At 67.4% G+C, this 17808-nt stretch carries 18 protein-coding genes, 3 tRNA genes and 1 riboswitch; of the genes, 6 read left to right on the top strand and 15 right to left on the bottom strand.

Annotated elements, in window-relative coordinates; all coding sequences use genetic code 11:
- Nucleotides 1-32 precede the first annotated feature (32 nt).
- The 3 genes from QZ670_RS08775 (at nucleotide 33) to QZ670_RS08765 (ending at nucleotide 2815) form a co-directional block, all read left to right on the top strand.
- Nucleotides 33-107: transfer RNA gene (locus QZ670_RS08775), tRNA-Asn, on the top strand.
- Between the two features lie 186 nt (nucleotides 108-293).
- Entirely contained in the window at nucleotides 294-1568 is a 1275-nt protein-coding gene (locus tag QZ670_RS08770; protein WP_294253954.1) for an MFS transporter, read from the top strand.
- Nucleotides 1565-2815, top strand: coding sequence for an arsenic transporter (locus QZ670_RS08765; RefSeq protein WP_294253952.1), 1251 nt, complete (start codon nucleotides 1565-1567; stop codon nucleotides 2813-2815). The genes QZ670_RS08770 and QZ670_RS08765 overlap by 4 nt, the downstream gene beginning before the upstream one ends.
- Before the next feature lie 95 nt (nucleotides 2816-2910).
- Here QZ670_RS08765 and QZ670_RS08760 read toward each other — a convergent pair.
- From QZ670_RS08760 to QZ670_RS08745, 4 genes are all read right to left on the bottom strand, one after another.
- A tRNA-Met gene (locus QZ670_RS08760) sits at nucleotides 2911-2987 on the bottom strand.
- A 41-nt stretch (nucleotides 2988-3028) separates the two neighbouring features.
- Nucleotides 3029-3541, bottom strand: a complete 513-nt coding sequence (locus QZ670_RS08755) for a 2'-5' RNA ligase family protein (protein WP_294253950.1) — start codon at nucleotides 3539-3541, stop codon at nucleotides 3029-3031.
- Nucleotides 3538-5472 (bottom strand): potassium transporter Kup, encoded by a 1935-nt coding sequence (locus QZ670_RS08750; protein ID WP_294253948.1) that lies wholly within the window; start codon nucleotides 5470-5472, stop codon nucleotides 3538-3540. Before QZ670_RS08750 ends, QZ670_RS08755 begins: the two co-directional genes overlap by 4 nt.
- 168 nt (nucleotides 5473-5640) lie before the next feature.
- Entirely contained in the window at nucleotides 5641-6111 is a 471-nt protein-coding gene (locus tag QZ670_RS08745) for an Lrp/AsnC family transcriptional regulator (RefSeq protein ID WP_294253947.1), read from the bottom strand.
- A gap of 136 nt (nucleotides 6112-6247) precedes the next feature.
- Here QZ670_RS08745 and ald point away from each other — a divergent pair, with 136 nt between their 5' ends.
- Nucleotides 6248-7354 (top strand): alanine dehydrogenase, encoded by a 1107-nt coding sequence (gene ald / locus QZ670_RS08740; protein ID WP_294253945.1) that lies wholly within the window; start codon nucleotides 6248-6250, stop codon nucleotides 7352-7354.
- Between the two features lie 42 nt (nucleotides 7355-7396).
- Here ald and QZ670_RS08735 read toward each other — a convergent pair whose 3' ends face one another.
- The 8 genes from QZ670_RS08735 to ccmC all read right to left on the bottom strand — a co-directional run bounded on the left by QZ670_RS08735 (nucleotide 7397) and on the right by ccmC (nucleotide 13726).
- Nucleotides 7397-8863: a radical SAM protein gene (locus tag QZ670_RS08735; RefSeq protein ID WP_294253944.1), complete on the bottom strand. Its 1467-nt coding sequence runs from the start codon at nucleotides 8861-8863 to the stop codon at nucleotides 7397-7399.
- An 81-nt stretch (nucleotides 8864-8944) separates the two neighbouring features.
- Nucleotides 8945-9526: a cytochrome c biogenesis factor-like protein gene (locus QZ670_RS08730; protein WP_294253943.1), complete on the bottom strand. Its 582-nt coding sequence runs from the start codon at nucleotides 9524-9526 to the stop codon at nucleotides 8945-8947.
- Nucleotides 9527-9594: 68 nt separating this feature from the next.
- On the bottom strand, nucleotides 9595-10002 hold the full coding sequence (locus tag QZ670_RS08725) for a cytochrome c-type biogenesis protein (RefSeq protein ID WP_294253941.1): 408 nt from the start codon (nucleotides 10000-10002) through the stop codon (nucleotides 9595-9597).
- The gene (locus QZ670_RS08720; RefSeq protein ID WP_294253939.1) at nucleotides 9999-10526 is read right to left on the bottom strand and encodes a redoxin family protein; all 528 of its coding nucleotides are present in this window, start codon (nucleotides 10524-10526) and stop codon (nucleotides 9999-10001) included. Before QZ670_RS08720 ends, QZ670_RS08725 begins: the two co-directional genes overlap by 4 nt.
- On the bottom strand, nucleotides 10523-12451 hold the full coding sequence (locus tag QZ670_RS08715; RefSeq protein ID WP_294253937.1) for a heme lyase CcmF/NrfE family subunit: 1929 nt from the start codon (nucleotides 12449-12451) through the stop codon (nucleotides 10523-10525). The genes QZ670_RS08720 and QZ670_RS08715 overlap by 4 nt, the downstream gene beginning before the upstream one ends.
- Nucleotides 12448-12882, bottom strand: coding sequence for a cytochrome c maturation protein CcmE (ccmE, locus tag QZ670_RS08710; RefSeq protein WP_294253936.1), 435 nt, complete (start codon nucleotides 12880-12882; stop codon nucleotides 12448-12450). The genes QZ670_RS08715 and ccmE overlap by 4 nt, the downstream gene beginning before the upstream one ends.
- On the bottom strand, nucleotides 12879-13010 hold the full coding sequence (locus QZ670_RS08705; RefSeq protein ID WP_294253933.1) for a hypothetical protein: 132 nt from the start codon (nucleotides 13008-13010) through the stop codon (nucleotides 12879-12881). Before QZ670_RS08705 ends, ccmE begins: the two co-directional genes overlap by 4 nt.
- On the bottom strand, nucleotides 13007-13726 hold the full coding sequence (gene ccmC / locus QZ670_RS08700; RefSeq protein ID WP_294254107.1) for a heme ABC transporter permease CcmC: 720 nt from the start codon (nucleotides 13724-13726) through the stop codon (nucleotides 13007-13009). The genes QZ670_RS08705 and ccmC overlap by 4 nt, the downstream gene beginning before the upstream one ends.
- Nucleotides 13727-13836: 110 nt before the next feature.
- A riboswitch (yybP-ykoY riboswitch) is annotated at nucleotides 13837-13958 on the top strand.
- 71 nt (nucleotides 13959-14029) lie between these two features.
- Here ccmC and QZ670_RS08695 point away from each other — a divergent pair.
- Nucleotides 14030-14602: a TMEM165/GDT1 family protein gene (locus QZ670_RS08695; RefSeq protein WP_294254104.1), complete on the top strand. Its 573-nt coding sequence runs from the start codon at nucleotides 14030-14032 to the stop codon at nucleotides 14600-14602.
- Nucleotides 14603-14641: 39 nt separating this feature from the next.
- Here the strand turns inward: QZ670_RS08695 and QZ670_RS08690 are convergent, their stop codons facing one another.
- The 3 genes from QZ670_RS08690 to QZ670_RS08680 form a co-directional block, all read right to left on the bottom strand.
- Nucleotides 14642-15691 carry a Glu/Leu/Phe/Val dehydrogenase dimerization domain-containing protein gene (locus QZ670_RS08690; RefSeq protein WP_294253932.1) on the bottom strand — a complete coding sequence of 350 codons (1050 nt, stop codon included), beginning with the start codon at nucleotides 15689-15691 and terminating at the stop codon, nucleotides 14642-14644.
- 32 nt (nucleotides 15692-15723) lie between these two features.
- Nucleotides 15724-15800: transfer RNA gene (locus tag QZ670_RS08685), tRNA-His, on the bottom strand.
- 48 nt (nucleotides 15801-15848) lie between these two features.
- A complete protein-coding gene (locus QZ670_RS08680) occupies nucleotides 15849-16973 on the bottom strand; it encodes an ATPase, T2SS/T4P/T4SS family (RefSeq protein ID WP_294253930.1) in 1125 nt (374 codons plus the stop codon).
- Between the two features lie 164 nt (nucleotides 16974-17137).
- Between QZ670_RS08680 and QZ670_RS08675 the strand changes: the two genes are divergently transcribed.
- Nucleotides 17138-17803: a 2OG-Fe(II) oxygenase gene (locus QZ670_RS08675; RefSeq protein ID WP_294253928.1), complete on the top strand. Its 666-nt coding sequence runs from the start codon at nucleotides 17138-17140 to the stop codon at nucleotides 17801-17803.
- The last annotated feature ends 5 nt before the right edge of the window (nucleotides 17804-17808 follow it).

Genomic DNA, 17808 nt, shown 5'->3' with positions numbered 1-17808 from the left:
GTGACCCACCGCCGAGGGGTTGACCAGAGTGGTCCCCGATAGCTCAGCGGTAGAGCATTCGACTGTTAATCGAATGGTCGTAGGTTCGAATCCTACTCGGGGAGCCATCTGCTGTTGTCGGGACCGGTTACGGCCGGTCCCCACACCTTTCTCCCGCACAGCATGACCTGCCAATTCGCATAGGTACGCAGCCCGGCGCTCCGTCCATGCGCCCCCTAACCTAAATCATGCGTGCCCGGGATATTTCAAACGTTTGCTCGGTTACTCCCGCACGATCTTGAAGGATGGCGCGGATGGCGACTGCAGCGGCACCAGGCCCTACCGCGCGGCGGGACGGCGACAGCAAGCGTGCAACGCGCGCGCTCCAGGCCCTCAACTTCTTCATGGCGGACATGCAGGCGGGAATCGGCCCGTTCCTCGGCGTCTTCCTGCAACAGCGCGGGTGGACCGCCGGGCCGATCGGCTCGGTGATGACGGCGGGCGGAGTCGCCGGCATGGTGATGACCGTCCCGGCCGGCGCCTTTATCGACCATACCGAGAAGAAGCGGCTGGTGGTGATCGTCACCGGCATCTGCACGGTGCTCGCCTCGTTCCTGATCCTGCTCTCGCAAGCCGGCTGGGTGGTAACGGTGAGCCAGGTCGCCACTGCCATCGCCGGTGCGGCGATCGGCCCTGCAGTGGCGGGCATGACGCTGGGCGTCGTGCGGCAGGCAGGCTTCAACGCGCAGAATGGCCGCAACCAGGCGTGGAACCATGCCGGCAACATGGTCGGCGCAGGGCTTTCCGGCTGGCTCGGCTGGAAGTTCGGCATGCCGGCGATCTTCTATCTCGCCGCGGTGTTCGGCGTACTCGCGATTCTGTCCGTGCTGATGATCCCGGAGCGCGCGATCGACCATGCTGCCGCACGCGGCCTCGAGGCGCGGGACGACGACAAGCAGCACGAGAGCCAGGCGGAGGGCTTCGCTGCTCTGTTCCAGACCAAGCCGCTCCTGATCCTAGCCGCCGCGCTCGCCTGCTTCCATCTCGGCAACGGGGCGATGCTGCCGCTCTACGGGCTCGCCGTGGTCAGCGCAGGCAAGGGCGACGCGGCGCTGTTCACCGCTACCACCGTGGTCGTGGCGCAGGCGGTGATGATCCTCGCCTCGCTGCTCGCCATGCGGATGGCGGCGGGCCGGGGCTATTGGCTGGTGCTGTTGATCTCGTTCGCGTCGCTGCCGCTGCGCGGGCTGCTGGCAGGCAGCTTCATCGAGCATTGGGGAGTCTGGCCCGTCCAGGCGCTGGACGGCATCGGTGCGGGCCTGCAAAGCGTCGCCGTGCCGGGGCTGGTCGCCTGCATGCTGGACGGCACCGGCCGGGTGAATGTAGGCCAGGGCGCGGTGATGACGGTGCAGGGCATCGGTGCCTCGCTGAGCCCGGCGATCGGCGGCTGGCTGGCCCAGGCGATCGGCTATCGCGCCGCCTTTTACATCCTCGGTAGCTTCGCGCTGGCAAGCCTGGCGCTGTGGATCGGGTTCGCCGCGATCCTCCGCCCGGCCTGCGACGGCGACAGGCGTCGACAGGACCGATGATCCCGGCGACGATCGCCACCTGGGGTATCTGCGCGGCCGCCACTGCCGGCGTGATCGCGCGCCCGTTCCGCTGGCCGGAGGCGATCTGGGCCGTCGCCGGGGCGGCGCTGCTGCTGCTGCTCGGGCTGATGCCGCCTGGTGCCGCGCTGGGTGCGATGGCGAAGGGGCTGGACGTCTATCTGTTCCTGATCGGGATGATGCTGCTGAGCGAGACCGCGCGCGAGCAGGGGCTGTTCGACTGGGTCGCCGCGACAGCCGCCGCCCGGGCGCGCGGATCGACCCTGCGCCTGTTCGGGCTGGTCTATGCGACCGGCATCGTCACTACCGCCTTCCTCTCGAACGATGCCACGGCGGTGGTGCTCACGCCCGCCGTCTATGCCGCCGCGCGCAAGGCCAAGGCCGATCCGCTGCCGATGCTGTTCGCCTGCGCGCTGATCGCCAACGCCGCAAGCTTCGTGCTGCCGATCTCCAACCCGGCCAATCTCGTTCTGTACGGGGGCACGATGCCCCCGCTGGGGCAATGGTTCGGCTCCTTCGCCCTGCCCTCGCTCGCCGCCATCGGCGTCACCTTCCTCACCCTGCGCTGGGCGGAGCGTGCGCGGCTGGCCGGCGACTGCGCCACCGAGATAGCCCGCTCGCCATTATCCGCCGGCGGCAAGGCGGCGCTGGCGGGCATTGCAGCGACGGCCCTGCTGCTGCTCGCCATGTCGGCGCTGGACCAGCCGCTGGGCCTGCCGACCTGCCTTGCCGGCCTCGCGACGACGCTGCTGGTCTGCGGGCTGGCGCGGCGGTCCCCGATTGCCTTGGCGCGCGGGGTGTCGTGGAGCGTGTTGCCGCTGGTCGCCGGCCTGTTCGTGCTGGTGGAAGCGCTGGACCGTACCGGCGTGATCGCGCTCGTCGCCCAAGCGCTGCGCGCGGCTTCCGGCAACCCAGCCTCTGGCGCTGCGGCAGCGGGGACCACTCTCGCCTTCGCCTCGAACCTGATGAACAACCTGCCCGCGGGCCTGGTCGCCAGCGAGGCCGTCGCGCAGGCACACCCGCCGCGGCTGATCGTCGATGCCTTGCTGATCGGCGTGGACCTCGGTCCCAACCTGTCGATTACCGGCAGCCTGGCGACGATCCTGTGGCTTCAGGCGATCCGACGCGAGGGCGAGGACGTCGGCTTCTGGCGGTTCCTGAAGGTTGGCGCGGTGACGATGATCCCCGCGCTGGCCGCGGCGCTGGGCGCGCGGTTGCTGATCGGCTGAGCGATTGGCTCGTTCGACGCCAAATGACGCCGTCGCGTATCCCAAACCGACCCATTCTACTGGAACAATTATCAGCTAATTCAGGCTTTTGGGGATGGTAGCGGAGGAGGGACTTGAACCCCCGACACGCGGATTATGATTCCGCTGCTCTAACCAACTGAGCTACTCCGCCCCGAAGCGAGAGCGGCCATCTATGTCGGTGGAAACGATCCGTCAAGCGAACATGTGACGAGAATGTAATTCCCACGGGCCACCGCGATACCACCAACTTGCAAGCCCCGAAATTTCCACGGTTTTGGGCGAGAAATCCGCCTCCAGCGCACGTAGCAGCGCCTTGGCCAACACCGGTCGCACCTTGTTCTGCACGGTCACGTGCGGCCGCCAGCGGCCGGCATCCTGCGGCGTGAGCATCCCGGCAAAGGCTTCCAGCAGCCCTCCCCGAATCGTGTCCAGTTCGGGCGCCTCGATTCGATAGGCGACGCCCTGCCCCAGCGACATCAGCCCGCTCACCCGGGCGCGCGGTGCCCGCACCCCGCGGGTCTCTTGGGCAAGGCGATGCTTGAGCTCTTCGGCCACCGAAGGCGGCAGATGGTGGAACAGCGTGAGATGCGCGTCGAGCTGGTTCCGCTCGGGCGGGAAATGCGCGCGGCGCAGCGAATCGAACCAGGCCTGGTCCTGCCTGCCGAACAGCGCCGTCACGATCAGCGGGGCGGGTGCCCCCTTCAAATCTCCACCTGGCTGCCCAGCTCGACCACGCGGTTGGTGGGCAGGCGGAAGAACTCCATCGCGCTTTCGGCGTTGCGCAGCATCCAGGCGAACAGCTTCTCGCGCCAGATCATCATCCCCGGCCGCGAAGAGGGCAGCAGCGTCTGTCGCGCCAGGAAGAAGCTGGTCTCCATCATCTTGAACTCGGCACCGCAGGCATCGACCGACTTGAGCGCCGCCGGCACGTCCGCCTCCTGCATGAAGCCATAATAGAGGATCATGCGGTGGAAGCCCTTGCCGAGATCCTCCACCACCAGACGCTTGTCCTCCGGCACATAGGGCACGTCGCTGATCTTGACGGTCAGCAGGATCACCCGGTCGTGCAGCACCTTGTTGTGCTTGAGGTTGTGGAGCAGCGCGTGCGGCACGCCGTCCGGCGTCGAGGTCATGAACACCGCGGTGCCGCGCACGCGGGTGGCGGCATTGGCGGCCGACTCGATGAAGATCTGGATCGGCATCGCGCTTTCCCGCAGCCGGGCGATCATCAGCTTGCGCCCCTTGGCCCAGGTGGTCAGCAGCGTGAAGACGATGAAGCCCACCATCAGCGGGAACCAGCCGCCATCGGGTACCTTGGTGAGGTTGGCCGCGAAATAGGCGAGATCGACCGCGAAGAAGATCGCCAGCAGCGGGATCGCGTAGCGCTTCTTCCAGTGCCACAGGTTGAACAGCACCACCGCCAGCAGGCAATTGTCGATCAGCATCGCCCCGGTAACGGCGATGCCATACGCCGCGGTCAGGTTCGAGGAAGTCTGGAAGCTGAGCACCAGCAGGATCACCATGATCATCAGCGCCCAGTTGATGATCGGAATATAGATCTGCCCGGCGGTCGCCGCGCTGGTATGGTCGATCCGCAGCCGCGGCACGAAGCCGAGCTGGATCGCCTGCTGGGTCACCGAGAAAGCACCCGAGATCACCGCCTGCGACGCGATGATCGCAGCCGCGGTGGCGACGAACACTAGCGGGAGCCGCAGCGCCTCGGGAGCGAGCAGGTAGAAGGGGCTGCGCAGCGCCTCGGCGTCGCGGATCAGCAGCGCGCCCTGCCCCATATAGTTCATCATCAGCGCCGGCAGCACGAACCACAACCACGAGATGCGGATCGGGTTGCGCCCGAAATGGCCCATATCGGCATAGAGCGCCTCAGCCCCGGTCACCGCCAGCACCACCGAGCCGAGCGCCAGGAAGGCACGCAGCGGGTCGAGCATGAAGAAATGCACCGCGTGATGCGGCGACAGCGCCTGCAGCACATGTGGGGTCTGGACCGTGCTGACCACGCCCAGCGTGGCGATGACGAGGAAGTAGAAGATCATCACCGGGCCGAAGAAGGCGCCGACGCGCGCCGTGCCGGTCCGCTGGATCGAGAACAGCATGACGAGGATGACAACCGCGATCGGCACCACCAGCCGGTGGAAGCCCGGCGCGGCGACGGCAAGGCCCTCCACCGCCGACAGCACCGAGACCGCCGGGGTGATCATCGAGTCGCCATAGAACAGCGCGGTGGCGAACACGCCGAGCAGCACGATCCCCTGGGTCCAGCGGCGCTGGCCGCCGCGGCCCGAGATCAGCGCGAGCAGCGCCAGGCTGCCGCCCTCGCCCTTGTTGTCCGCCCGCATGATGATCGTGACGTATTTCAGCGTCACCACGACCATCATCGACCAGAACATCAGGCTGATCGCGCCCAGCACATGCGGGGTATCGAGCGGCAGCTCGTGATGCTCGTTCGCGAAGGTCTCGCGGAACGCATAGAGCGGGCTGGTACCGATGTCGCCGAACACGATGCCGATGGCACCGAGGGCGAGCTTCCACGTCGGGTCCTGGCCGTGGTGACCATGCCCGCCATGCGGTTCCGAATCGGGGAGGAGCGCGGCAGCGTCTCCGGTCGCGGCGGTGTTCACCGGTGCGACAGACGCTGAGAGGTGCGAACCGACCTGGCCATAGAGACCTGTGTTCTCGTCATCATCAGGATGCGGGCCGTTAGCATGTGCAACATGCCCTATCAACAAGCGTGTCCAGGGGCGCTAGACGCACCAGCGCCGCGCCCGTTCCAACGAGGCCCAAGATCGTCATCGCGCGGCCCCGAACAAGGCGTCCCCTTCGCCCCGCGTCGGCACCTCGCGCAGCACGAAACTGCTGTTGATCGTCACCACGCCGGGTAAGCGGCCGAGATGTTCGCGGTGCAGCCGCTCGTAATCGTCGAGATCGCGGCACAGTATCTTCAATCGATAGTCCTGGTTACCGGAGACCAGCGCGCATTCGACCACGCCGTCGATTCGGCCGACTGCCAGCTCGAACTGGGCAAGGTCTTCCTTGATCTGCGTGCCGAGCGTGATGTCGACAAGCGCCGTCACCCGAAAGCCGAGCCGGCGATGACCAAGCCGCGCGCCATAGCCGCGAATCAGCCCCTCGGCCTCCAGCCCCTGGATGCGCCGCGTGCAGGCCGATTGCGACAGCCCCACTGCGGCGGCCACCTGGCTCACCGGCGCGCGCGCATCCGCTGCCAGCAGCTTGAGAATTGCTGTGTCGATTCGATCCATCACGCATGAATTACGCGTCGAAACCGAAAAATCGCAATATCCATGCGTTCAACGTGGTTGATACCCGTGCGTTTTGCAGGGACTTGCGGCCACGCCGCACGGTATACAGCGCGCACCAGAACTTAGGAGAGTTCCCATGCGCATCGGCGTTCCCAAGGAAATCAAGAATCACGAATATCGCGTCGGCCTGACCCCCGCCTCGGTGGCGGAGCTGGTCCATGCCGGCCACAGCGTGCTGGTCGAGACCAAGGCCGGCATGGGCATCGACTTCGACGATGCCGCCTACACCGCGGTCGGCGCCCAGATCGCGCCCGACGCCAAGACCGTGTTCGCCCAGTCCGACATGATCGTGAAGGTGAAGGAGCCGCAGGCGCAGGAAATCGCGCTGCTCGAGCCGCGCCACCTGCTGTTCACCTATCTCCACCTCGCCGCCGACAAGCCGCAGGCCGAGGGCCTGATCAAGTCCGGCGCGACGTGCATCGCCTATGAGACGGTGACCTCCAACTCGGGTGCCCTCCCCCTGCTGAAGCCCATGAGCGAAGTCGCCGGCCGCATGTCGGTCCAGGTCGCCTCGCACTATCTCGAGAAGGAACAGGGCGGCCGCGGCGAGCTGCTCGGCGGCGTGCCGGGCGTGGCGCCGTGCAAGGTCGCGATCCTCGGCGGCGGCGTCTCGGGCATCAACGCCGCGCAGATGGCGACCGGCCAGCGCGCGGACGTGACAATCTACGACATCAACAACGAGCGCCTCGCCGAGCTCGACATGCATTTCGGCAGCCAGATCAAGACCGCCTATGCCAGCAAGGCCGCGATCGCCGAGGCGGTCCGCACCTCGCAGGTGGTGATCGGCGCGGTGCTGGTGCCGGGTGCCGCGGCGCCCAAGCTCGTCACCCGCGACATGCTCAAGACGATGATGCGCGGCTCGGTGCTGGTTGACATCGCGATCGACCAGGGCGGCTGCTTCGAGACCAGCCGCGCGACCACGCACGACGATCCGGTGTTCGAGATCGACGGCGTAATCCATTATTGCGTGGCGAACATGCCGGGCGCGGTCGCCCGCACCTCGGCCTTCGCGCTCAACAACGCGACGCTGCCCTTCGTGCTGAAGCTGGCCAACCAGGGCGCGGAAGCCGCCATGAAGGCCGATCGCCACCTTGCCAACGGCCTGAACGTCTCGGGCGGCAAGATCCGCCACCAGGCGGTGGCCGACGCGCTCGACCTGCCGTTCGAAGCCTGGGCAGGCTGAGCCCACCCCGTCCCGCCCGGGCATATACCCGGGCGGGATCGCTCAGGCAGCGAGGGCGTGCTCGGGCAGATAGTCCACCAGATTGCCGAGGATCACGCGCGGCGAACGCAGCCGCGGATCGGCCATCGCGGCGAGGAACGCGCGATATTGCGGATGCGTGGGGGTGAACACCGCCTTCTGTGCATATTCGTCGGGCGAGAAGGTGCCCCAGTTGGTCATCTTGCCGAAATAGAGCCCGGTGACGCCGAGCTGGTCGGCGAGATCGACCGCCGCCCCCATCTCGTGGAAATTGTCCACCTGCACGGTGAAGCTGAGGTACATCGCCTCGACCTGCCCCTGCGCCAGCAGATCCGCGGCGAAGCGCAGATTTTCCTGCATCACCTCCCAACGCGCGCCGCGGCGAAGCAGCTCATGGGTGTGCTTGGACGCGCCGTCGATGCTGATCTGCAGCGACTGAACGCGGGCGTGCAGCGCCGGGAATTTCTCCCATTCGCGCGGGGTGAACAGCATCGCGTTGGTCATGATGCGGAAGCGCAGGTCCGGATAGGCGTCCGGGGTCAACCGCTCCATCAGCTGGCGGAAGTTCTTGCTGGCGAACGGATCGCCCGATCCGGTGATGAAGACCGACTTCGCTTCGCGCAGCATCGGCAGGATCGCACGTTCCTGCATTTCCGAATAGCGTTCGCGGGTAGCCGCGTCGGCGGCGACCTTGTGGGTCCGGCAGCTCGGGCAGGAGAGGTTGCACGTCGCGTCATAGGCCAGGTTCACGTCCTCGGGACCGGCCGGCATCTCGGTCTCCAGAGACGTAATCAGGCCGGCCAGCGTCGGCCAGTGCTCCACCGCCGCCTCCTTGGTCGGGAGGCTGCCGGACTGGATCGCCGGGCAAGCCATCTTGTTGCAGTGCCGGTAGCTACCGTCATGGATGCTGGCGCGGACGGCCTGCGCCGACTCCGAATTCCAGACCTGCTCCCAATCGGTGGTGTTCAGATCGCCAGCGGACTTGTCGAGCCAGCTGGCGCAGCATTGGTGCGTGGAGCGTTCCAGCACATGCAGCTCAAGGAAAGGCTTGGCGCAGAAGCGCCCTTCCAGCTTGTATTTGGGGTTTTGCGGGTCGGCCATGCCATGGACGTGGAACAGCGCGCCTTGCGCGAGAATCGAGTTGTTCTGCCGTGTCACAACGCGCGTCAGGCGGGAGATCGCAATATCCAACTGGCCTTCATGCGCTTCGCACATCGCCAGCAGCAGTTCCAAGGCAATCGACACGCGTATGTCGAGCTGCACACCGCCGCCGACCGCCTTGGCATGGCTGTTGCGGACCACGCGCGAGAACATCGGCAGGGCTGACAGAAACTGCGGGAAGGCGGCCCAGATTTCCGGGCGGTCATCCGGCTTGAGGAGGTCCTCAAGCATGACCCACAGCATGTCTTCGGCCTGTGCGTATGCGGCAAGATCCGCGTCGTTTAGGCCGGTTTGCATGAAGTCGGCGGCCTTGCCGGTCTGGATGTACATTAGTCGGACCCCTGTATCCGCTGGAACTCGAAGCACCGCCGACGAGCGATGCCAGTTCCAATATAGAGGGGTAACAACTAATTAGCGGGCGGGCTGCGAATTCGCGGATCGCGCTGCCGCCGCAAGACCTGGGTCGAGCTTCAGCATCACGCCAACCATGTCGTCGCGATAGCTTGCGGTTGGCGGGAGGAGGCGGAGCGCCTTGCCCCAAGCCTGACGGGCGGCCTCCAGATCACCGGCCCGGGCTAGCGCGATGCCATGATAGAAGGGCGGACCGGGGTGGTTCGGCGCAAGCGTCTCGGCCTTGTCGAACGCGTAGCGCGCCGCCGGGGAAAGCTGGTCGCCGTCATGCTCGGAAAGGGCCAGGCCGAGCCCGGACCACAGCCCCAGATCGTTCGGCGCCTTGCGCACCGCCCCCAGCATCACCGTCGCGGCGAGCTGCGGCGCGCCCGCCCGCGTCATCGCATCAGCGGCCATGAAGTAACTGTAATCGAAATTGAACCGGCCGAAGAGCCCCTCGCGCGCCGCGATCAGATCGGGGTCGAGCGCGCGGACGGCAGCGACGCCCGCGACCGGATGGTCGGCAAGGCTGGGCTGCCCCTGCCAGGCATAGCCGGCGCCCGCCAGCATCACCGCCATTGCGGGCACCGTCCAGAACCGCAACGGAAAGCGAATGAATAGCAATAGCACAATTGCAAGCAGGGTGAAGCCGCCAAAGACCAGCCATCCCATCATGTCGCCTTCCTCTTGAACAGGCGCCGTGCGAGCAGCAGCCCAAGCGCGAGCAGCACCAGCGGCGCGATCCACAGCGGCGCGGTGATCCAGCTGAGCGGCGGGTCGTAGGTGACATAGTCGCCATAGCGCTCCATCAGCCATTTGCGGACCTGCGAGGGCCGCTCGCCCGCGGCGATTCGCTGGCGGACGAGCGCACGCATCTCGCCGGCCATGTCGGCATCGCTGTCGGCGATGCTCTGGCCTTGGCAGACGAGGCAGCGCAGCGTTTCCATCAGCGCCTTGGCTTGGGCCTCCTGCTCGGGGTCGGCAAGCTGGGTATAGGCGAGCGGCGAGGCCGGCAGAGCCGAGTCTGCGTGCGCCGCGCCAGCGACCATCAGCGCCACCGGCAGCAGCACCCGTTTCACTTCGCTTTCTCCAACGCGGCGAGCAGCTTGGGCACGTCTTCGGCGCGGATGTCGCCGATATGCTGGTCGACGATCACGCCGCGTGAGTCGATCACGAAGGTTTCCGGTACGCCGGAAGAGCCCAGCGATAATTGCGCACGCATCGCAGTATCGTCGCCGATACGGCTATAGGGGTCACCGTTGCGGGTGAGAAAGGCCTGCACTTCCGGGGCAGAGTCGCGTACCGCGATCGCATCGATCTGCGCGCCCGCCTGCTTGAGCTTGAGCAGTTGCGGCGCCTCGGCGACGCAGGGAATGCACCAGCTGGCGAATATGTTGAGCAGGCGTGGCTTGCCCTTGGGCCAGGTCGCGGTGTCGATGCCGGGCTTGCCCTGCACGATCGCTGGCAGCTGGAGCGTCGGCAACGGCTTGCCGACCATCGCGGAGCGGACGATGCGGTCGCTCGGCTCGATCAACCCGTTCACCACCAGCGCGAAGACCAGCGCGAACAGGGCAAGCGGCAGCCAGATCAGCAGCTTCTTCATGCCCATTCCTCCCGCTCGCGCGCTTCGCGGCGGGCGCGGAGAACGCGCCCCAGCAGCGACAGGATGCCGCCGAGCGCGATCAGCCCGCCGCCCGCCCAGATCAGCGTGACGAACGGCTTCCACCACAGCCGCAGCTGCCAGCGCCCCGCACCGTCCGCCGCGCCGAGCACGGTGTAGACCTGGCCGTCCCACAAGGTGGCGATAGCGGCTTCGCTGGTGTTGGTGGGCGGGTTGGAGAAGAATCGCTGCTGGGGAATCAATTCGAACGGCTCGCTGGCGCCGCGCTGGACCTGCAGCCGCGCTTCCATCGCCGACCAATTGGGGCCGACGGTGGGCCGCACCTCGACCAGCGTCACCTTGAAGGGACCGACGGTGAGATTGTCGCCGATGGTGACCGCGGCCAGCCGCTCCTGCTTGAACAGCGTGTCCGCCGCCATGCCCATGAGGCTCACCGCGATGCCGAGATGCGCGACGACCATGCCGTAGATGGGCAGCGGCGTACGGCGCAGGTTACGCTTCCACAGCGGCGCAACGCTGGCGGCGGCGAGCCCGAGGGCGAGCGCGAGCACCAGCACCGCGATCGGCGAGGCAAAGCCCGACAGGGCGAAGAACAGCGCAAAGGCCACGCCCGCGATCGCCACCGGGATGGTCAGGCGCGTGAGCAGCGCTTGGACGGAGTCCTTGCGCCAGCGCAGCAGCGGCCCTGCGGCAGTGCCGGCGACCAGGACCAGCGCGATCGGCACCGCGGTCTTCTCGAAGAAGGGCGCACCGATTGAGAGCTGCACGCCCATTGCCTGCGCGACGAGCGGGTAGAGCGTGCCGATCAGCACGATCCCCAGGATCACGCTGAGCAGCAGGTTGTTGAGCACCAGCGCCGCCTCGCGGCTGACCAGCTGGAAGGTCGCGCCCTGCGTCACCGTACCCACCCGCGCACCGAACAGCGCCAGTGCGCCACCGATGTAGATGCCGAGCAGCGCGAGCAGGAAGGTGCCGCGCGTCGGGTCGACCGCAAAGGAATGGACGCTCACCAGGATGCCGGAGCGGACGAGGAAGGTGCCGACCATCGACATCGAGAAGGCGACCACCGCCAGCATCAGCGTCCAGGCACGCAGGCCGTCCCGGGTCGCCAGCACGTTGACCGAATGGAGCAGCGCGGTTGCCGCCAGCCAGGGCATCAGCGAGGCATTCTCCACCGGGTCCCAGAACCACCAGCCGCCCCAGCCGAGCTCGTAATAGGCCCAGTAGCTGCCGGCGGTGATGCCGATCGTCAGGAAAATCCATGCGGCGAGCACCCAGGGCCGCATCGCCTTGGCGAAGGCCGGGCCCACGTCGCGCATCAGCAATGCGGCGACCGCGAAGCTGAACGCCACCGAGAGCCCGACATAGCCGAGATAGAGCGTCGGCGGGTGGAAGGCGAGACCGGGATCCTGCAGCAGCGGGTTGAGCCCCTGCCCGTCCGCCGGCGCAGGGTTGAGCCGCGCAAAGGGGTTCGAGGCAAAGGCGAGGAAGGCGTAGAAGCCGATCGCGATCGCCGCCTGTGCCGCCAGCGTGGCGGAGAGCGTCTCCGCCACCAGCCGCCGCTCGAACAGCGCGACGCCTGCCCCGGCGACCGCGAGCACGGTCACCCAGAGCAGCATCGAGCCTTCGTGGTTCCCCCAGGCGCCGGCAACCTTGTAGAGCATCGGCTTCAGCGAATGGCTGTTCTGCGCCACCAGCAGCACCGACATGTCCGAGGTGACGAACAGCCAGATCAGGATCAGGAAGGCCAGCAGCGCGAACAGCGCCTGGACCAGCGCGATCTTGCGCACGCCGGGCAACATTGCGCCCGGGTCACCCGCACGCGCGGCAGCGGCGCCCAGCAGCAGCTGCGCAATGGCGAAGGCGGTGGCGAGCCACAGCGCCGCGAGTCCGGCTTCGGCGATCATGGCTCCAGCGACTCGCTCTTGTGCATCTTCCCCGCCATCTGCGGCGGCATGTAGCGCTCGTCATGCTTGGCGAGCAGATTGTCGGCAGTGAAGCTGCCGTCGGGCTGGAACTGGCCTTCGGCAACGACCCCCGATCCCTCACGGAACAGGTCCGGGGTCACCCCGCGGAAGCGTACCGGCACCACATCCTTGCCGTCGGTGACCTTGAAGGCGATCGAGACACCGTCCTTGGCGCGGACCAGTGAGCCCTTCTCGACCATGCCGCCCAGCCGCACCGCCTTGCCGAGCGGCAGCGGCTTTCCGGCGACGTCGCCGGGGGCATAGAAGAACGCGGCCTGGTCCTTGAGCGCGGAGAGCGCCAGCAGCGCCGCGCCGACGATTGCCGCCACAGCCAGCAGTGCCAGCGTCAGTCTTTGATGCTTTGCCTTCACTGGCGGCGGCCCAGTGCATCCGCCGTGGCTTCCGCGCGACGCATCGCCCACCAGCTCGCGGCGGCGATACTGCCGGTGCCGAGCGCCACCACCAGATAGGCGGCAGTCACGAACCACCAATGGTTCATTGCGCCGCCCTCCGCCGCAGCCGGGCTTCGACCTTCTGCCGGGCGAGCAGCGCGCGCATCCGCATCAGCACGATCGCGCCGAACAGCAGGCTGAAGCCCGACAGCGTGAACCACAGCGGCCAGAGCATCGACGCGTCGATGCTGCTGCGGGTGAGCCCGATGCTCTCCCCCTGGTGCAGCGTGTTCCACCACACCACTGAATAGCGAATGATAGGCAATAGCACTGTTCCCGCGACGCCGAACAGCGCCGGGATACGGCCATCGCCGCTCCGCTCGGCATCGGCGCGGGCAAGCGCGATCCATGCGATGTAGACGAAGAAAAGCAGCAGCATGCTGGTCAACCGGCCGTCCCATTCCCACCAGGTACCCCAGGTCGGGCGACCCCAGATCGAGCCGGTGATCAGGCACAGCGCGGCGAACACCGCCCCCACCGGCGCGATCGCGCGCGCGGCGACGATGGCCAGCGGGTGCCGCCAGATCAGATAGCTCAGGCAAGCCAGCGCCAGGCTGCTCCATCCGCCCATGCCGAGCCAGGCGGTCGGCACATGGATGTAGAGGATGCGGACGCTGTCCTTCTGCAGATAGTCGGCGGGCGTCTGGGTGAGGCCCGCCCAGGCGCCGACCAGCGTCAGCGCCAGCCCCACCCAGAACAGGGCGGGCGTCAGCGGCCGGGCGATCTTGAGGAAGCGCGCCGGATTGGCGAGGGCGTGTAGCATCGGCACGGCGCTGGAGTAGCCGGGTTTCTCCCCCGATTCCAAGCGGGGATTGCACCGCCCCGCCTCTCCTTGCGCATAGGGTTGCAAAGCCGTGCAGCCTCCGCTACCCGGCCCCGGTCATCTGGGGAGTAGCCAGCCGGTGCGGCGTGCACCGGGCGCTTGCGTCAACATACTTGGTCGAGAGGCCATGGCGCAGGCGGAGCCGCAAGGTTCGGGCGAGACCAATGGCGTCGCATCTCCGCTCGTGCCGGGCGGGGAGATGCGATGTCGTTGGATTCGCATCCGCCCGGCCCGGAGATTTTCTTGGAAGCCCTGCTCACCTCGACCGCGGTGGTCGCGCTCGCCGAAATCGGCGACAAGACCCAGCTGCTGGCGATCCTGCTCGCGACCCGCTTCAAGCGCCCGGTGCCGATCATCTGCGGCATCTTCGTCGCGACGATCGCCAACCATTTTCTTGCCGCGCTGGTGGGTGCCGAAGTGGCCGGACTGCTCGACAGCGTGTGGTTCCGCTATGCGGTCGCCGCCTCGTTCGTCGCGATGGGCCTGTGGACGCTGATCCCGGACAAGCTCGACGAGGACGAGGCACCCAAGCCCGCGCGGTTTGGCGCGTTCCTCACCACCGCGATCGCCTTCTTCCTGGTCGAAATGGGCGACAAGACCCAGGTCGCCACCGTTGCGCTCGGCGCGCGCTTCCATGCGGTACTGCCGGTGACGGCGGGGACGACGCTGGGGATGATGCTCGCCAATGTGCCGGCGGTGTTCCTCGGCAAGGCGGTGATCGACCGCGTGCCGCTGACGACCGTGCACCGCATCGCCGCGCTGCTGTTCGTCGTGATCGGGCTCTGGCTCGCGGCGCAGACGGCGGGGTGGCTCTGATAGCAAAAGGCCCTCCCCTGTGTGGGGAGGGCCTTTGAATTACCGCCCGATCAGGCGCTGGGCGATGCGGTCGGCGACTTCGCTCGACGGATCGCCGGTCGCTTCGCTTTCGTCCCACACCTGATTGAGGCGCACCGGGATCTTCTCGACCCGCGCATCGACCTCGGAACGGTCGCCCTGCCCCAGATATTCGAGCGCGACGTTGATGATGCCGCCGGCGTTGATCACATAATCCGGCGCGTAGACGATGCCGCGCGCGTGCAGGCGATGGCCGTCCTCGCGCGTGGCGAGCTGGTTGTTCGCACCGCCCGCGACGACGCGCACCTTGAGCGCGTCGATCGACTGCTCGGTAAGGATCGCGCCCAGCGCGCACGGGCTGAGAATGTCGGCTTCGTGGGTCAGGATCGCGTCGGCGTCGATCGCCTCGGCACCCAGCTCCGCGGCAAGCGCCTTGGCGCGGTCGCCATGGACATCGGCCAGCGTCAGCTTGGCCCCGTCCGCCGCCAGCAGCCGGGCAAGCCCGCCGCCGACCGAGCCGACGCCCTGGATCGCCACGCGCACGCCGGCCATCGAATCGACGCCCAGGCCACGCTTCGCCGCCGCCTTGACGCCGAGATAGACGCCGCGCGCCGTCACCGGACCCGGATCGCCGCCCGCGCTGCCTGCCGCCACCGGCAGGCCCGAGACATGCTTGGTCTGGGTCGCGACGACCTTCATGCGCGCCTCGGACATGCCGACGTCTTCCGCGGTCACGTAGCGGCCATGGAGCGATTCGACCGCGCGGCCAAAGGCTTCCAGCTGCGCCTGGGTAACTTCCGCGCCCGGCTTGTCGGCGAGGATCACGCCCTTGCCGCCGCCCATGGGCAGATCGGCCATGGCGTTCTTGTAGCTCATGCCGCGCGAGAGACGCAGCGCATCGGTGATCGCAGCGCGGTGATCGGCATAATGCCAGAAGCGCACGCCACCCGCAGCCGCACCCAGCGCGGTCGAGTGGACGGCGATGATCGCGCTAAGGCCGGAAGCCCGATCCGAGAAGAGGTGAACGCCCTCGTGGTCGTCGAAATCGGGAAAGCCCCAGTCGGTGATCATGGATGGATCCGCGCTGTGATGAAGGGGGAAAGTGGGGCGACCAACGGGGATCGAACCCGCAACCTCTGGTACCACAAACCAGCGCTCTAACCGATTGAGCTATGGTCGCCGTGAAGGAGTGCGCGCTTAGCGGGCTCCGAAGCGGAGCGCAAGATGATTACGCACCCTGCCCGCGGGAAATTTTCACCGCCTCCTCCGGCGTGGTCACTCCGGTGCGGGCGAGGTGCCGCGCGGCGGAGCCCAGATTGGGGGTGCTGATAAAGGCGTGGCGGGCGAGAATCGCCGCGTCGCCGCCGTCATTGACCAGCCGCCGGATCGTCGCGTCACCGCGAATCGATTCGAACACGCCGGTTTGCCCAGCGAATCCCGTGCCCCCGCACACCACGCACCCGGCAGAGGCATAGACGATCGCCCCGGGATCGAAGCCGAGCAGCGCCGAGACCGAGCCGGTGGCCTGCACCGGCTCGCGGCATTCGGGGCACAGCCGCCGCACCAGTCGCTGCGCCACCACCAGGCTGAGCGCGGAGGCAAGGTGGAAGGCCTCCACCCGCCAGCCGCGCATCTGCTGGATCGCCGCCACCGAATCGATCGCATCGATGCCCGCCAGCACCAGCCGCCCCGCCTGCGCCGCCTGTATCGCCGCCGCGGCGGCCGCACGATCGGCGAGCGAATCGATCATCAGCACGTCGACGTCCTGTTCGATCGCCGCGCGCAGCGTCTCCGCCGGGGCGACGATCGCTCCGTCCGCCCAGGTCACGCCCAGCATGTCGGGCATCGCGCCGGTCGCGACGGCAAGGCCCGGCCGGGTGCGCGATACGGCGAACCCCAGCAGCGTCTGCAACGTCGTGCTGCCGCCCTGCCCCGCCGGTGCCGCCACCAGCACGAGACCGGGCCGCGCCAGCGCCGTGCGCGCGTGGTTGGCCAGTGCCGCGCTCATCCCCAGCGCCTCGAGCTCGCGGTGCCCGGCCTGGCGGGGCGCACGCTGCACCACCACCCGCTGCCCGTGCACCACCGGCAGCACATAGATGTCGAGCACCTCGCCTTCCCAGCGCATCTCGCCGCGCTGGGGCAGCATGCCGTCCGGCGACAGCCGCGCGGCGGCGGCGATCTGGCGGATCAGCGCGTCGCCTTCGGCCCGCGCCACTTCGCCGAACGGATGGAGCAGGCCCGATGCCCGGAATGCAATCTCTACGCCTTGGGCATTCGGCTCGATATGAAGATGGGAAGCTTCGAGCCGCGCAGCCTCGGCAAGCAGCGGCTCCAGTTGCGCGGCTGCGGCCACTGCCCCACCTCCTGCTGCGGGATGCCGTTCGACGTCGATATGCACTGTCATCCCCCTGCTGGACGGCGCCCGGCTACGCAGGCTTTGTGACAATCGACCTGCAAATTTATGACGATTGCGCGTCCCGCTGGCATGAAACCACATGCTTTGGCAAAAGCGCGATCATGCAGATGCCTCCTCTTCCCACGCTCGGCAGCGGCCATCCTTCCGAACCCGTCGTCGCGCGCATTCTCTCCTATCCGGGCGTCCAGAAGGTGCCGAGCCCGAAGGTGACGCTGTTCATGGTGCGCAACTTCCTCGACGCTGCGCAATGCGCGGCGCTGGTGGCGCGGATCGACGAGAAGCGCCGCCCCTCCACGCTCGCCAACGCCGGTGACGACTACGCCTTCCGCACCAGCGAGACCTGCGACCTCGCCGCCGAGGATCCGCTGGCGATCGACCTCAAGGCGCGCATCCTCGACTTCATCGGGCTCGACGGCGCGCATGCCGAGCCGATGCAGGGCCAGCGCTACGCGATCGGGCAGGAGTTCAAGGCGCACACCGATTACTTCGATCCCGGTACGCCCGACTTCCACAAATTCTGTGATGTCTCCGGCCAGCGCACCTGGACGGTGATGCTCTATCTCAACCAGGTCGAGGCGGGCGGTGCCACGCGCTTCAAGGCGATCGACAAGATCGTCCAGCCCGAGCCCGGCAAGCTGCTCGCCTGGAACAATCTTCGGCCCGATGGCAGCGTCAATCCGGCGACGATCCACCATGCGATGAAGGTGCGTGCGGGCACCAAATATGTGATCACCCAGTGGTTCCGCGAACGACCCTGGAGCTGGTGAGCGGC

The sequence above is a fragment of the uncultured Sphingomonas sp. genome (assembly GCF_913774285.1).
GTDB lineage: Bacteria > Pseudomonadota > Alphaproteobacteria > Sphingomonadales > Sphingomonadaceae > Sphingomonas.
Note: the sequence above shows the minus strand (reverse complement) of the source record. Positions and strands in the feature narration are given on the sequence as shown.